This is a genomic window from Lysinibacillus sp. VIII_CA (genome assembly GCF_049943995.1).
GTDB classification, from domain to species: Bacteria; Bacillota; Bacilli; order Bacillales_A; family Planococcaceae; genus Lysinibacillus; species Lysinibacillus pinottii.
The window spans coordinates 1-14,911 of the sequence record NZ_JBNFXM010000019.1 but is presented as its reverse complement, the minus strand read 5'-3'; the positions used below and the strand labels follow the sequence as shown (position 1 = coordinate 14,911).

Below are 14,911 nucleotides of genomic sequence, written 5' to 3'. Positions count from 1 at the left end.
AAACGATGCAAAGTTTCAATTCTAGAAAATTTAATGACCCTGAGGAACCTGAAAACAATTCTACTGAAAAACATGCTAGAAACCATATTACATTCAATTTTACTTTCAATATAGGAAATACAGACTTCCATTTTGAGCAACGCGCTGAAGGCGGAGGTCAAATCAATGAGGATGTGGGGACTAATGCCAATCAAGGTGGTCAAAATGCTAGTGATGGCAGTCACACACGGAATGTAAATTCTCAGTTCGCAGATGGTAATGGCCGTAGCGGTATAGCGGGTAATAATAACGACGAAGCTGGTGGACAGCAAGGTATTAAGGTAAGGGATAGCTTAGTCATTGATAGCGATATTCATTCCTCCTCTAATCATAGTGAAAGCCATGAAGAGGACAATGATTTAACAGAAGAAACAGAGGAATAGAATTAAAAACTTCTATCTGTTCATTGTCACACTCAACAGATAGAAGTTTTTTATTAAACATTACGTTTATAGTTTTTAGTACCATCATAAGAATATAACATTGGTTTACCATCCACATAGGTCTCTAAATGCACAGGACGGCCCCACAGCTGATATATATAGGGTAAAACATTTTCTAAATAGTGCGGATCTAGCTCCATTCCTTCATAGCCATGCATTAAATAGAGTTCTCCGTTCCGTAAATAATCTCCGTTTTTTACTAAAATATAAGGGAATCCACCATTTACTCGCATGGAAACAAGCTGATCTCGAACCATCTCATAATCTTTGTCGGTAATCCGATACTCATTACCTTTCTTTTGAAATAAATATAAATCCTCACGTTTCGCTAAGTCTTTTGATAAATAATTACGGATAAAGGAAATATCTGACTCAACCTCTCTTACTTCAAATATTTTTTCCCGTCCCGTGTTCGGCTGTACACCTAACCGCTTCATCTCCTCAGTCGGATTGTTATAACGATTTTCAATATCCTCAAAAATTTTAATGCCAAGGTAATATGGATTAATCGACGTTTTAGAGGGTTGCACAACTCCAGCATTTAACTTGGCATATTCAATGGTTTCTGGAGTTGTTAGATTCAACTCCCGCATAATTCGTTGATGCCAAAAAGATGCCCAGCCCTCATTCATTATTTTCGTTTCTAACTGCGGCCAAAAATAGAGCATTTCTTCACGCATCATTGTTAATATATCTCGTTGCCAATCTTCCAACTCTCGACTATGTTCTTCTAAAAATAATAAAAGATCTTTTTCGGGTTTTGGTGGGAACTGCTTTAATCTCCGTCTGATTGGTTTATACACTTTATCTTTTTCCTCTAAGCTCCATAAATCATCGTACGGTGATTTTATCGGGGCTTTTTCTTCCTCTAGCTCATCTTCCTCACTCCAAGATAGCTTTGGTCTCAATATAGATGGATCAATATGTTCCTGAATCGCTAAAACGGCATCCAAAAACTGTTCCACCTCATCCTTACCATATTCTCTTTCATAGCCGGCAATTCGTTCAGCCGTAGCTGTCATGCTCTCTACCATATCTCTTCTTGTGTTGGAAAAGCGTACATTATTTTTAAAGAAATCGCAGTGTGCTAAAACATGGGCGATAATCAATTTATTTTGTGTTAACGTATTCGTATCAAGTAAAAATGCATAGCATGGATTAGAATTAATAACGAGCTCATAAATTTGACTAAGCCCTAAATCATATTGAAGCTTCATTTTATGAAATTGCTTTCCAAAGCTCCAATGGGAAAAACGAGTAGGCATTCCATAAGCGCCAAATGTATAAATAATATCCGCTGGACAAATTTCATAGCGCATCGGATAAAAATCTAAGCCAAAGCCTGAGGCAATTTCGGTAATTTCATCTATTGCTCGATGAAGCTCTTTTGTGTCCATTTTACGCCCCCTCCCTTGAACGTTGATACTAATCAAACTTCCATATTACTCCTCATTTTTCTTAAAAAAGCTCTTTAAAGCATCATAGACATCGCCTTTTTTTCTCAAAATATGATGTCTAAATTTCGGATCATCAATTTTTTTATAGGTATACATAAGTGTCGAGAAACGATTATGCTGATTGACTTCTCCATATCCAAACATACTGGATACGTTCATCAATTCTGCCACTAGCTTCAAGCACTTTTCATTATCCATTGAAATATTTTCACCATCTGAAAAATGAACAGGATAAATATTGTAACGGGATGGAGAGTATTTTTCCTCAATCAATTCCAGTGCTTTTTTGTAAGCCGAAGAACAAATAGTTCCTCCACTTTCTCCCTTTGTGAAAAACTCCTCTTCTGTCACTACCTTTGCTTCTGTATGATGGGCAATGAATTCAATTTCAACCGTTCCATATTTGGAACGTAAAAACTTTGTCATCCAAAAGAAGAAACTGCGAGCACAATACTTTTCAAATGCTCCCATCGAGCCACTCGTATCCATCATGGCAAGCACTACCGCTTTTGATTCTGGTTTTACCACTTCATCCCAAGTTTTGAAACGTAAATCATCATTATGAATAGGTGTAATTTCAGCTTTTCCTTGCATTGCATTGCGTTTTAATGCATTTAAAATGGTGCGCTTTTTATCCACATTGCCCATTAGCCCTTTTTTGCGAATATCATTGAAATCTATTTTTTCAGTGACGATTTCTGCCTTTTCCTTCTGCTGCAAATTAGGTAGCTCCAACTCGCGGAATAAGACATTTTGAATTTCTTCAATACTGACTTCCGCTTCATAATAATCTTGGCCAGGCTTGTCACCTGCCTCTTTTCCTTTTCCTTGAGCTTGATTGGCCTTACTACCATCTCGTGCCACTACATCACCAATATTACTATCTCCTTGCCCTTGCCCTACATGCTTAGAATTATCATAGTTATATCGAATTTTAAATTCATCCAGTGAGCGTATAGGTATTTTAATAACCTCTCGACCATTAGACATGACAATACTTTCTTCACTAACTAAATCAGGTAAATTGTTCTTAATGGCATCTTTCACTTTTTCCATATGTCGTTGTTGGTCCTGATGTCCTTTACGATGGAGGGACCAATTTTCCTGAGAGATAACAAATCCTTTATTTTCGTGTTCAGTCATTTTTATCCTCACCCATCTATCTCAAATTCGCTTTTTCTATACTATGCTTGAGAAACACTTTCTTGCACGTTTTTTATAAATTCCATAGTGCATTGCGTAAAAATCCCTCATTTTGATAGTAAAAGGAGTGCCCTGAATTGGGACACTCCTATCTGACTTGGAACAATAAAAGTTATTTATCGATTCAACAGGCTTCCTACATATTGCAGCAACTCGTTTGCAGATGTTGTATTATAACCATGCTCATCCACAAGTCTCGCGACTACCTCATTAATTTTCTTGAGCTGCGATTCATCCGGCATTTTTGATGAAGTTGTAATTTTCACTACATCTTTCAAATCGGCAAATAATTTTTTTTGAATGGCTTCTCGTAATCTTTCGTGAGAATTATAGTCAAAACGTTTGCCTTTTCGTGCATAGGCAGAAATACGAATGAGAATCTCCTCACGAAATGCCTTTTTAGCATTTTCCGAAATGCCAATTTGCTCCTCAATCGAACGCATTAATTTTTCGTCTGGGTTCATTTCTTCCCCAGTGAGCGGATCAAATAATTTATTTTTATTACAAAACGCCTCTACATTATCGAGGTAATTGTTCATCAATGTTTTCGCTGATTCTTCATAGGAGTATACAAAAGCCTTCTGTACTTCATTCTTTGCAATTTCATCGTACTCTTTGCGGGCAACCGCAATGTAGTTCATGTATTTCTCACGATCCTCCTGAGAAATGGAAGCATGCTGATCCAATCCATCCTTCAAAGCTCGTAAAACATCTAATGCATTAATAGATGGCACCTCTTTGCGGATAATTGCTGATGAAATACGATTAATAATATAGCGCGGATCAATACCGTTCATGCCTTCATTAGGAAACTCCTTTTTCAGTTCCTCTAAGTCAACGGAATTAAATCCCTCCACATTTTCTCCGTCGTACAAGCGCATTTTCTTAATCAGATCCACACCTTGTTTTTTCGGAACCTCCAATCTCGTAAGAACCGAAAAGATTGCTGCGGCCTTTAAAGCATGCGGCGCAATATGAACATGGGACATATCACTCTCTTTAATCATTTTTTCATAAATATGCTCTTCCTGACTCACCTTTAGGTTATACGGAATCGGCATAACAATAATACGGGAATGTAATGCCTCATTCTTTTTATTAGAAATAAAGGATCGATATTCGGTTTCGTTTGTATGAGCTACAATTAACTCATCCGCACTAATTAATGCAAATCTTCCTGCTTTGAAATTTCCCTCTTGCGTTAAAGATAATAAATTCCACAAGAATTTTTCATCCAACTTCAGCATCTCTTGGAACTCCATCATTCCTCGATTGGCTTTATTGAGCTCCCCATCAAAGCGATAGGCACGGGGATCGGATTCAGAACCAAATTCACCGATTGTGGAGAAATCAATACTTCCCGTTAAATCGGCAATATCCTGCGATTTCGGATCAGAAGGTGTAAATGTTCCTATTCCTACGCGTTTATCTTCTGAAAAAGAAATTCGTTCAATCATCACGTTTTCAATACGTCCATCGTATTCCTTTTCAAGACGCATCGTATTTAAAGGCGATAAACTTCCTTCAATTCTTATGCCATACTCCTCAAAGAAATCATTACGTAAATGATGTGGAATTAAGTGCAATGGGTCCTCATGCATTGGACATCCCTTAATTGCGTAGACCGCACCCTCATCTGTTCGAGAATATTGCTCTAACCCGCGTTTCAATAAAGTAACAATTGTTGATTTACCACCACTAACTGGTCCCATTAATAATAAAATACGCTTTCTAACATCTAACCTGCGTGCTGCTGGATGGAAATATTCCTCCACCAGCCTTTCAATTGCTGTTTCAAGCCCAAAAATTTCATGTCCGAAAAATTTGTACATTTTTTGCCCATCGCGTTCCTCTACACCAGCACTTTTTATCATATTGTAGACGCGTGAATGGGCTGTTTGTGCAACTTCAGGTCTTTCCCTAACGATGTTTAAATAATCTGCAAATGTGCCTTCCCACTTCAGCCTATTTTCTTCTTCGCGATAGCTTTTCACTTTATCTAAAATGTTAATAGCCTTCCCTCCATTCAGGGCTTGATTTATAACATAGTATGAAGTAAATGACATGATGATACCGATTACTTTTTCTTTAGTGAAGTTTCTTCTTATTATGGTTTTTTTTATGGCAAAAAAAACCGTGAAAACATGGCCTAAATCGTAAGGAAAAAGCTTTCTGGAATGAAGATAAAAATTTCGGTTATTCTAATCTTTAGAAAGGAGGTCCATCATTGCATCGTCATTTTATATTTCTTTTAACATTCATACTTTTAGGAATTACACTCTGCCCAGCCGACTCATTTGCAAAGGAGGAGGCAACGGAAGAAGAAATTGTGCAGCAGCGTATGTCTTATTATGTACAATTTGATGAATTGCTCATCCCTTGGCACTTTTTGGCTGCTATAGATCAATATGAGAGAAATCTACAATCCGTTCGAAAAGATATCCCTAAGCGAGATGGCTATTTGTCCATTCAATTTTCTGATGAATATTGGTCTGGTGCATTAAATCCTATAAAGGAAGACAGCAAACCCGAAACAATTAGCTATTTTGGAGGAATGGGCTTAGACGGAAATAACGATGGAATTGCTAGCCCTAAGGACGATGAGGATGTCATCTTCTCAATGGCAAGTTACTTAGCCAAATATGGAACAACTGATGAGGATTTTAAATTAGCCTTATGGGAGTACTACGGCAGCGAAGAAGCGGTCAATCAAATTTTTACCATTTCCACTTTATACAGACATTATAAAACCATCGAGCTTGATGCACATACCTTCCCACTTAATATCAGCTCTACTTACAGCTATAAAGGAACATGGGGCGCCAATAGAGGCTGGGGCGGACGTCGTATCCATGAGGGAACCGATATTTTTGCCAATTATGGAACACCTGTATTATCTACCTCCTATGGGGTTGTTGAGGTCAAAGGCTGGAACCAATTTGGCGGCTGGCGTATTGGTATTCGTGATAATCATAACTCCTATCACTATTATGCCCACCTCGGCAGCTATCATAAGGACATTGAAGTAGGTACAATTGTGGAGCCCGGCACGGTGCTCGGCTATGTTGGAAGCTCTGGCTACGGAAAAGAAGGTACATCTGGAAAATTCCCACCCCATCTTCATTATGGCATATACAAATTTAATGGTAGAACTGAATGGGCATTTGATCCTTATCCTTCCTTACTTCAGTGGGAGCGACAGGCAAAGAGTAAAAAACAATAAATATATGATTCAAGACACTTGAGGCATTTTGCTTCAGGTGTTTTTTCTTTGCCATTAGGAAATTTCACATAAATATTTTTTTCATATCTCTGGCCGCTGTACATATTTTACTACTCGTAAAAGAAAAATAATTATACTGTTGAACTAAAAAACTATTTTTAATTATTTTTACCAAATGGCTTATTAATCTATCAAAATAGTTATAAAATAAAAGTTGTTATTGATCAAAATACTCTATATGGAGTTAGGTAAAGGGATGGGGAAATGAAAGGCATTTTTCAGTTTAAAACACTTAAAGCAAAAATTTTAAGTGCATTTATACTTTTGTTAGTTTTAGTCGTTAGCTTTACAGCTTACACTTACACTTCCAATACAGCTATGGAGAAACAAGCAAAGGCTTTAGTAAAGGAAGATTTAGTAGTACTCAATGCAAGTAACAATTTAGCACTCTCTATGAGTGTCCGATTGTCAGCAGCCTTAAACTATGTGTTAACTGGTGATGAAAAATATAAGGAAACGTTTAATGAGTATCGTCAAATAGCTGAGGATAATAACGCGCTTCTGGACAAATATGATACATCCGAGGAACGCACTAAAACTGTAGAACTTGCACGTGATTGGAGCCAAATTGTGAAGACAGAGGTATTCGATGTCTATCAACAGGGCAATAAGGAACTAGCCTTAGAAAATTTAATGGATACACAAAATCTCGTGTCAAGCGTACGTAATGGCTATGAACAGCTCGCTAATGACCGTGAAGAAGCTATTACAGCTGTTGGTAATGATGTTGTAACAACGAGCTCTACCAATCGTACGATTGGTATTATTGTCAGCTCTATCCTAACAATTATTGGTATTTTAATTGCTATTGTTACAGCTAGTACGATTTCGAAGCCCATTAAGGTAGTGGCAAATCGTATGAAGGAACTAGCAGATGGTAATTTACAGCTTGACCCATTAACTGTAAAAACGCGCGATGAAATTGGAACGTTAATGTCTGCAGCAAACGATATGAATGATCAATTAAAGCAAACCATTCAATCCATCTATACAGTTTCTGAAACTGTTGCAGCAAGTAGCGAGGAGCTAGCGCAATCTTCCAATGAAGTACAGGCTGGTACTGAACAAATTACAGTGACTATGCAGGAGCTTGCTTCAGGCACAGAAACGCAAGCCTCTACAACGGGTGATTTAGCAGAAACAATGACAGCGTTCAAACGTAGTATTCAAGAAACAACACAGGAAGGTACCGAGCTAAAAGATCATTCTAGCCAAGTTCAAGATTTAACGATTAGTGGCAAAAATTTAATGATTCAATCTACACAACAAATGGCCGCTATTAATGAAATCATGTTAGATTCCGTGAAAAAGGTTGAAAATTTGAATGATCAGTCTGCTGAAATCTCAAAATTAGTTTCTGTAATAGACGATATTTCAAACCAAACTAATTTACTAGCTTTAAATGCAGCTATTGAAGCGGCGAGAGCAGGTGAACATGGTAAGGGCTTCGCTGTTGTCGCAGATGAGGTACGCAAACTTGCCGAACAAGTGCAATTCTCAGTTACTGATATTTCAACAATCGTCAATCGGATTCAAGGTGAGACAGGTACTGTCACTACTGCCTTACAGACAGGCTATGAGGAAGTCAAAAGAGGGACAGCACAGCTTGATCAAACAAGTGAAACATTTGAACAAATATCTAGTGCTGTAGAGGATATGATAGATAATATTACGACTATCTCTAATAATTTAAATCAACTTGCGGATGGTTCCGAAACGATCAATGCTTCTATTGATGAAATGGCTTCCATTTCACAGGAATCTGCAGCAGGGGTTGAACAAACGACAGCGACTGTGGAGGAAACAGCCGCTACTATGGATGAAATAGCTCGAAGTGCTAATCAGCTCGCTGGATTAGCCGAGGAATTAAATGGCCAATTAAAACAGTTTAAAATTTAAAAACGATGTTAAAAGCTATCTCAATTTTTCGGATTTGGGATAGTTTTTTATCTTTTCTTTATTGCCAATGTCTAATTGGCACTCTTTCCAGCTCATGACGTTTTATAATGACACTTATCTTTTGAAACCATTTCTCACATAATTCCATGGCTTCTTCGTATTCTTCCTCATCTCTCGCAATAGGATGTTCACCCTGATCCATAAACATATATTCTAAAATAGGCTCTGATAAATGATCGACTACAAACTTTAATGATAGTTGTGAAACGGTATCATCCTCTTCAACTTCCTCTTCTGCTACATTCTCCTCCTCCCCTAACAACGAGCCACTCATTAAGTAATTTTTAGTTCTGAGGACAAACATTTCATCCTCCATCATAGCTACTTCATAAATTTTACTAAACGGAATTTCTATAATTTTAAGTTCTTCCTCTAACTCTTCCCTTTGAGCGAAGATGAGCATATTTGTATGTTCATTTAACAATAACCCCTTTAAAGCATCCTGTGATAATAGGCATTGTGTATGAGGAATCGCCTTCATCTCCTCTTCACTAGCTTCCTTCATTTCTGCATAATTTTGTGATTCGATATAACGCTCTTTTATATACCGAATAATGCCTATACTCACTAACGTTAGCCCGATTAAAAAAAATAGCTGCTTAATAATGGCTACTTCAATTGCATTTGCTAGAAAAAAATAGATGATCCCTAATAAAATGAAGAAAATAATGTTCATTCATATCCCGCCTTTATGAAGATAATCCGCTAGAGAAATAGTTGAATATACTAGCAATCTATTCATGAATCTATCTTTTCATACTTATTTCTCTCACATAAAAAAACATGAGATCAGTAAAAGTTCAATGATCTCATGTTCTCTATTAACGACCGACTAATTCTTCTTTACTGCCTACGTCATCTAGTGTTTTATCTTTTTCTATTTTGTGCATCTCAAGAACATGCTGTGATGGTGGCACTAGTAGGCTTACTACTACAATCGTAATTCCTGTTATTACAACACCTGAAAATACTGGTGCCTGCCACAATTCATTTAATAGACCAAGAAATCCTTCTGATTGGATGGTTAAACTAGGGACAAATGTCAATGAAGTAACAATGTAATAGATTAAGCCAACTGATATACTTGCCCAAACAGCAGGTGTACTCACACGTTTCCAAAATGGTCCTAAAACGATTGGCCAGAATATCGTTACAAAAATGACATCCCATGCTAAATACGCTAAATCAATAACCTTTTGAAAGCTTATCGCTAACACTAACCCTAGCAATGCACTTGAAAGTATGACAGAGCGTGAGAATCTTAGAAGCTTTTTAGGATCAGGATTTCGATTAATAAAATCTAAATAAATGTTCTTTGTGACAATTCCCGAAGTCGCTACATAGCATGCGGCTACCGTTGACATCCCCATAGCTGCCATGGCCGTTAAAAAAATAGCTGCCAAAAGCGGAGGGAAATAACCTTGTGCAAAGGTAAGCATCAATGTTTCTGGGTTAGTACTATTAGGGTAAATAGATTTGAAAGCTTCACCCAACATTCCTGGAATCCAGCTGATCGCAATAACTATAGTCCCCGCAATGATCATACTGCGCTGAGCTACTTTTGGACTTTTCGCCGCTGCGACCCTTTGACCAAGATCAACTGCTGGAATGTCCCCAAGTGCTAAGACAAGATATAGCGTCCAAAACTCGGCTCCTGCCTTGTCAAACAATGTATGAATATTCCACCACTCAGGGTTAAAAGTCACATCAGGATAATAAAATAAAATAAAGATAGTAATTCCTAAAATCCCTGCTATGGCAAGCGCACCTTGTACAATTTCAGTATAAGCGACTGCCCATAAACCACCTATAACTGAATAGATAGCTGTTAATGATACAAATAGAAGTGCTGCAGGAATGAAGTCAATTTGTAATAGTTGCTGAATAATATATGTACCACCGACTGTTAATGCCGCCGCATTAAACACACCAAAGGCAATGGCCATTACGACACCTGTATAGGCTCCTAACTTTTTACTACCATAGCGTAAGCCATAGTAATCTGCTAAAGTCCAACCCTTTAACCGACGTAGTGGCTTTGTCCAAATGAGTGCACCAAGTATCATACAAGTACCTAAGCCACCCATTGTTGCTGAACCTTCAAAGCCGCCGCTCGTATAACCTGATCCTACTGCTGCAAAAAAGAATGGAGCAGCTAATAAAGCCGCGACTAAACTTCCAGTGACCACAGAAAGAGGCATACTCCAACCAGCAACAATTAAATCCTCTGCGGTATTGACACGCTTGTACCCTTTATAGCCAATATAATAAATAAATACTAAGTATAAGCTAAAGATGATTATATTTAACATGCTCGTACTCCTTAGTTTCCATTATCCATTCATTACAACGCCACCATTAGGTGTTAATATTTGACCTGTATAGAAATCAGCATGCTGAGAGGCTAAAAATAATACACTTTTGGCAATTTCCTCTGGCTGCGCTAAACGTTTTAATGGGTATTTTGCAGATTCTTCCTCAACATAGTTGTCCCCAAACTCTTTTAAAATGTCTGTAAACGTACCACTTGGCGCTACTGCATTAACAAGAATTGTTGGTGCTAATTCTCTAGCTAATGCTTTTGTAAAGGCATTTATAGCACCTTTGGCGGCGGAATAATGTGTAAATTCTTCACATCCTAAGCTCCCAATATCAGAAGAAATATTAATGATTTTCCCTGTGTCTCGTTCTTTCATTCTTTTAGCAGCTTCACGGCAATTATAGAAGCATCCATATAAATGAACCTTAATCATTCTGTCCCATTGCTCATCTGTTAAATCGGTAATGCTGGATGCCTGTGCAAACCCAGCATTATTCACAAGAATATCAATTTTGCCTAAATGCTTATCCATATATTGATACATGTCTTGCACTTCCTCAGATTTAGAAACATCTGCATGAAACGTCAAAGCTTTAATACCAAACTTTTCAGCCTCCATTCGCACTGCCTCAGCTTCAGGCTTATCTCCAATATAATTGATTACTATATTAGCCCCATGCTGAGCAAAGCCTAATGCAATGGCTTTGCCGATCCCTTTACTAGAGCCTGTTATTAAAACATTTTTCCCTGTAAAATCAATGTTCATCTTGATCATTCTCCAATTTAAATTTTGTCACAAGCGCTTGAAGCTCTTCTGCTGTTTGTCCAAGCGCTGAGGATGCATCTTTCACTTCTTGCATTGTCGTTAACTGCTCTTGTGTAGATTTGGAAACATTAGAAGAGAAATCAGCCGATAATTCTGCAGATTGTTTAATGTTATTAACGGATGCAGCCACTTCCTCCGAGGAGGCAGATATTTGCTGAGACGCTGCAGAAATTTCACGTATTTGATTTGCTACTTCTTCTGAGGAAGTAAGAATTTCCTTAAAGATTTCTCCCACCTCATTAGTAAATGTCATCCCTACTTTTACATCCTCTTTTCCTTTTTCCATAACAGTAAGAGATGCATTGGAATCTGCCTGAATCGAACTAATTAAATTATAAATTTCAGTTGCTGACTGCGAGGATTGCTCAGCCAATCGTCTTACCTCATCAGCGACAACAGCGAAGCCCTTACCATGTTCACCTGCTCGTGCCGCTTCAATGGCTGCGTTCAGTGCTAAAAGATTTGTTTGGTCCGCAATAGCTGTAATTAAGCTAACAATGTCACTAATTTTTTTAGTATTGACATGTAAGCCGTTAATTGTTGTGCCAATTTGCTCGACTGATTCATTAATTAATTCCATTTGTGCAATAACCTGATGCACAACTTGATTGCCTCGTTCAGACGCTTGTGATGCTGAAATAGAAGATTCCGCTGCTGTATTAGCCGAGTCAGCAATTTGTTGGATACCAGTTGCAGTCTCCTCCATAGCAGCTGCCGTTTCCTCGGTCATTATCATAGAAGCTTCTGCATTTTGAGTAATTTGCTTTACATCATTCGCAATATTGGTAGAGCTGTTATAGGTCTCACCAGCATTGACAGTTAATTGAGTCGCTGCTGAAGAAACGTGATTCGAAGTATTTCTGATGTTTAAAATAATATGTTGTAAATTGGCAACCATTGTTTGAATAGATGCTGATAAATTGCCGATTTCATCTTTAGTAATATCTAAATCCACATTTATTAGCTCTCCATTTGCTACTTGGTTTGCTACATTTACCACTTTCTGAAGTGGCTTTAATAAACGATCTATAATTATGTAAACTAAAACTAATAAAATTAAAATTCCTATAATTGCAATGACGATTTGCTTAATAACACTTGCTTTAATAATGGTATTGATATAGTCCGCAGAGTAATCAATTCCTAAGAGCGCTATCAATTGTCCATTATCATCGTGAATGGGGCTGAAAACAGTTCTCCAGGAACCAAAGGGATCCTCGAATATATCTGTTACTTCTGTACTATTATTTTGAATAGCTAATTTTGCTGTTTCTACATGCTCATTCGCTAAATCGGTAAAAATTTCACCTGCTTCATAGACCTCATTCAAATTAGATGTATAGCCAATCGGATTGACCCCACCTTCATCCTGCACATCCCAAATATAACTCCAACTCATAATACCCTGTTGTTCTTGAATCAAATCGAGTTGCTTTTGTACCTTCGTAAATTTCGCGTTTGTTTCTCCTTTTTCAGACAATAAATCTTTCACTTCATCACTATCTAAATTCATAGCTGTTAACAAACCAACACTTGTTAATTCTTGTTCCAAATCAACTGTCATACGATTGTTTAATTCTTTAATACTTTGTGTAGTAATGACGGCTATAAGCAATAACACAACAATGGAAACCGTCAGTAAAAGTTTGTTTTTTAATGAGATGTTTTTCCATAACTTCATGACTTTCTTCCTCCTTATACGTTTTTGCAAATAAAAAGCCTATTCCGAAAGAAATAGGCATAAAAGAACTTAAACTAGAATTTAACGGAACAACTAGCACTCTTTTGCAACCTAGCTATCTAAGTAAATATTCCCTTAGACCTGTAGCTTTGCATCTTTACTTTTTAGTAAATTTGCCTATCTTTTCCCTCCCAAAATTAACACAATGGGAAAAAGTAGTCAATGCTACCAATTTTAAAATGTATAAACTTATACTACTTCATTACTAGTTATTCATTTATAGAGCAAAATAAAAACAGCTACAACATGAATACATATTGTAGCTGCATATTTTTCCACTTACCCCTAAGTGTTTGAATAATTTATACGTTTTGTGTCATCAGTAATACAGATGGTATAAATGATAGAGCAAACATAGCCATATACCATAATGAAGTACGTCGTAAAGAAAAACGAACTTTTTTTCGTTCTGCATAAAAAATATCTAACATAACTGCAACAATAAAAGGCATTGTAACACATGCAATAGCTACTAATAAGATGTCAAAATAAATCATACAAGCACCCCTTTATTTGTGAACATTTTTCATCTTTTTTGTGAACATTTTGTGATAACTAGATTGTACACAATTTCGTCACAAAATGTCAACTCATTTAAAAGAAAAAAATGGTACTTTATGATTTATTCTCGCTACATTAGCGCATTATTCTCTATATTTATATGTTAAACCTCTTAAAAAATTACGAACAAATGAATCGCCACATTCTTTATAATTACGATGACTTGGGTTTCTTAAAATCGCACCTAATTCACCTTTAGTAACTTTTATCCCACCATCATATAATATTTCAAGCATGTCCTCAGTTGTTAAAGCTAAGGCAATTTTCACTTTTTTTAATAGCATATTATTTGGGCTTTCTTTCCCCGAGACAGGTAATGGACCTTCTGGCTGTCCTTCTTTAGTCTTTTGAGGACCACGTTTAAATGTAATCAATCCATTCAAAAAGGCTTCTATCATTTTGTTATTACATTTGATGTATTGTTCTGGTGCATCTTCCTCATCATTAACCTTTAGAAGCATGTTTAATATTTCTTCCTTCGTATAATCCATGCCACCAAGCTTAAATATTTCCACCATATCTACATTTTTTATATCTAACGCATAGCGTAAACGAATTAGAATATCATTATTCGTCATTAATAAATTCCTCCTTTTAATCAACCTTCTTTAGCAAAGAGCCAGGCTTTATTATAACAGACAGTTTGCTCATTTTAGCTTGATTTCCACAAGTTGTTGCTGTTAGCAATTAGCGTGTGCGTTTCCTTCTTTTTAAATGTATGAAAAGTTTGTAGGCAACCATTCTAAATGCAAGGAGGTGAGAATAATGGCTAATAATAATCGTAGCTCAAATAAACTTCTAGTACCTGGTGTACAAGAAGCTGTGAATCAAATGAAATATGAAATTGCACAAGAGTTTGGCGTTCAGCTTGGGCCAGAAGCATCTTCTCGCGCTAATGGTTCAGTTGGAGGAGAAATTACAAAACGCCTCGTAGAAATCGCTGAGAAGCGTTCAAAGGGTTTATTATAATTAAAAACTAATAAAAAAGAACGAATCCCTCTCTGAACTGCACCCCAATTGTTAGACTCATCTAACAATTGGAGGTGTAGTTTTTTTATGACGAAATTTACAAATGAACA

Annotated in this window: 13 protein-coding genes and 1 riboswitch; of the genes, 4 read left to right on the top strand and 9 right to left on the bottom strand. The window is 36.9% G+C overall.

Annotated features, from left to right (window positions below):
* Positions 1 to 5 precede the first annotated feature (5 nt).
* On the top strand, positions 6 to 422 hold the full coding sequence (locus ACP3VS_RS19235) for a hypothetical protein (RefSeq protein WP_031416835.1): 417 nt from the start codon (positions 6 to 8) through the stop codon (positions 420 to 422).
* Positions 423 to 475: 53 nt separating this feature from the next.
* Here ACP3VS_RS19235 and ACP3VS_RS19230 read toward each other — a convergent pair whose 3' ends face one another.
* The 3 genes from ACP3VS_RS19230 to ACP3VS_RS19220 all read right to left on the bottom strand — a co-directional run bounded on the left by ACP3VS_RS19230 (position 476) and on the right by ACP3VS_RS19220 (position 5,154).
* Positions 476 to 1,879: a SpoVR family protein gene (locus ACP3VS_RS19230; RefSeq protein WP_012292053.1), complete on the bottom strand. Its 1,404-nt coding sequence runs from the start codon at positions 1,877 to 1,879 to the stop codon at positions 476 to 478.
* 45 nt (positions 1,880 to 1,924) lie between these two features.
* A complete protein-coding gene (gene yhbH / locus ACP3VS_RS19225) occupies positions 1,925 to 3,082 on the bottom strand; it encodes a sporulation protein YhbH (protein ID WP_012292052.1) in 1,158 nt (385 codons plus the stop codon).
* A 176-nt stretch (positions 3,083 to 3,258) separates the two neighbouring features.
* Complete coding sequence (locus tag ACP3VS_RS19220; RefSeq protein ID WP_031416834.1) at positions 3,259 to 5,154, bottom strand: PrkA family serine protein kinase; 1,896 nt, start codon at positions 5,152 to 5,154, stop codon at positions 3,259 to 3,261.
* A 215-nt stretch (positions 5,155 to 5,369) separates the two neighbouring features.
* Between ACP3VS_RS19220 and ACP3VS_RS19215 the strand changes: the two genes are divergently transcribed.
* Positions 5,370 to 6,365: a M23 family metallopeptidase gene (locus ACP3VS_RS19215; RefSeq protein WP_012292050.1), complete on the top strand. Its 996-nt coding sequence runs from the start codon at positions 5,370 to 5,372 to the stop codon at positions 6,363 to 6,365.
* A 264-nt stretch (positions 6,366 to 6,629) separates the two neighbouring features.
* Positions 6,630 to 8,324, top strand: coding sequence for a methyl-accepting chemotaxis protein (locus ACP3VS_RS19210; RefSeq protein WP_426389656.1), 1,695 nt, complete (start codon positions 6,630 to 6,632; stop codon positions 8,322 to 8,324).
* Between the two features lie 58 nt (positions 8,325 to 8,382).
* On the opposite strand, the gene ACP3VS_RS19205 is transcribed toward ACP3VS_RS19210, so the two are convergent.
* The 6 genes from ACP3VS_RS19205 to ACP3VS_RS19180 all read right to left on the bottom strand — a co-directional run bounded on the left by ACP3VS_RS19205 (position 8,383) and on the right by ACP3VS_RS19180 (position 14,410).
* The gene (locus ACP3VS_RS19205) at positions 8,383 to 9,060 is read right to left on the bottom strand and encodes a hypothetical protein (RefSeq protein WP_426389654.1); all 678 of its coding nucleotides are present in this window, start codon (positions 9,058 to 9,060) and stop codon (positions 8,383 to 8,385) included.
* A 145-nt stretch (positions 9,061 to 9,205) separates the two neighbouring features.
* Positions 9,206 to 10,696, bottom strand: a complete 1,491-nt coding sequence (locus tag ACP3VS_RS19200; RefSeq protein WP_012292047.1) for a sodium:solute symporter family protein — start codon at positions 10,694 to 10,696, stop codon at positions 9,206 to 9,208.
* A gap of 21 nt (positions 10,697 to 10,717) precedes the next feature.
* A complete protein-coding gene (locus ACP3VS_RS19195) occupies positions 10,718 to 11,470 on the bottom strand; it encodes an SDR family NAD(P)-dependent oxidoreductase (protein ID WP_012292046.1) in 753 nt (250 codons plus the stop codon).
* A complete protein-coding gene (locus tag ACP3VS_RS19190) occupies positions 11,460 to 13,211 on the bottom strand; it encodes a methyl-accepting chemotaxis protein (protein ID WP_426389652.1) in 1,752 nt (583 codons plus the stop codon). Before ACP3VS_RS19190 ends, ACP3VS_RS19195 begins: the two co-directional genes overlap by 11 nt.
* 102 nt (positions 13,212 to 13,313) lie before the next feature.
* Positions 13,314 to 13,399: riboswitch (cyclic di-GMP riboswitch) on the bottom strand.
* 174 nt (positions 13,400 to 13,573) lie between these two features.
* Positions 13,574 to 13,768, bottom strand: coding sequence for a hypothetical protein (locus ACP3VS_RS19185; protein WP_012292043.1), 195 nt, complete (start codon positions 13,766 to 13,768; stop codon positions 13,574 to 13,576).
* Positions 13,769 to 13,915: 147 nt separating this feature from the next.
* Entirely contained in the window at positions 13,916 to 14,410 is a 495-nt protein-coding gene (locus ACP3VS_RS19180; protein WP_197224124.1) for a DUF1456 family protein, read from the bottom strand.
* A 187-nt stretch (positions 14,411 to 14,597) separates the two neighbouring features.
* Between ACP3VS_RS19180 and ACP3VS_RS19175 the strand changes: the two genes are divergently transcribed.
* Positions 14,598 to 14,801 (top strand): alpha/beta-type small acid-soluble spore protein, encoded by a 204-nt coding sequence (locus ACP3VS_RS19175; RefSeq protein ID WP_008173624.1) that lies wholly within the window; start codon positions 14,598 to 14,600, stop codon positions 14,799 to 14,801.
* The last annotated feature ends 110 nt before the right edge of the window (positions 14,802 to 14,911 follow it).

Coding starts and splice junctions, on each gene's coding strand:
- ACP3VS_RS19205 (WP_426389654.1), bottom strand. CDS start 9,060: ATGAACATTATTTTCTTCATTTTATTAGGGATCATCTATTTTTTTCTA.
- ACP3VS_RS19200 (WP_012292047.1), bottom strand. CDS start 10,696: ATGTTAAATATAATCATCTTTAGCTTATACTTAGTATTTATTTATTAT.
- ACP3VS_RS19175 (WP_008173624.1), top strand. CDS start 14,598: ATGGCTAATAATAATCGTAGCTCAAATAAACTTCTAGTACCTGGTGTA.
- ACP3VS_RS19235 (WP_031416835.1), top strand. CDS start 6: ATGCAAAGTTTCAATTCTAGAAAATTTAATGACCCTGAGGAACCTGAA.
- ACP3VS_RS19210 (WP_426389656.1), top strand. CDS start 6,630: ATGAAAGGCATTTTTCAGTTTAAAACACTTAAAGCAAAAATTTTAAGT.
- ACP3VS_RS19230 (WP_012292053.1), bottom strand. CDS start 1,879: ATGGACACAAAAGAGCTTCATCGAGCAATAGATGAAATTACCGAAATT.
- ACP3VS_RS19180 (WP_197224124.1), bottom strand. CDS start 14,410: ATGACGAATAATGATATTCTAATTCGTTTACGCTATGCGTTAGATATA.
- ACP3VS_RS19185 (WP_012292043.1), bottom strand. CDS start 13,768: ATGATTTATTTTGACATCTTATTAGTAGCTATTGCATGTGTTACAATG.
- ACP3VS_RS19195 (WP_012292046.1), bottom strand. CDS start 11,470: ATGAACATTGATTTTACAGGGAAAAATGTTTTAATAACAGGCTCTAGT.
- yhbH (WP_012292052.1), bottom strand. CDS start 3,082: ATGACTGAACACGAAAATAAAGGATTTGTTATCTCTCAGGAAAATTGG.
- ACP3VS_RS19190 (WP_426389652.1), bottom strand. CDS start 13,211: ATGAAGTTATGGAAAAACATCTCATTAAAAAACAAACTTTTACTGACG.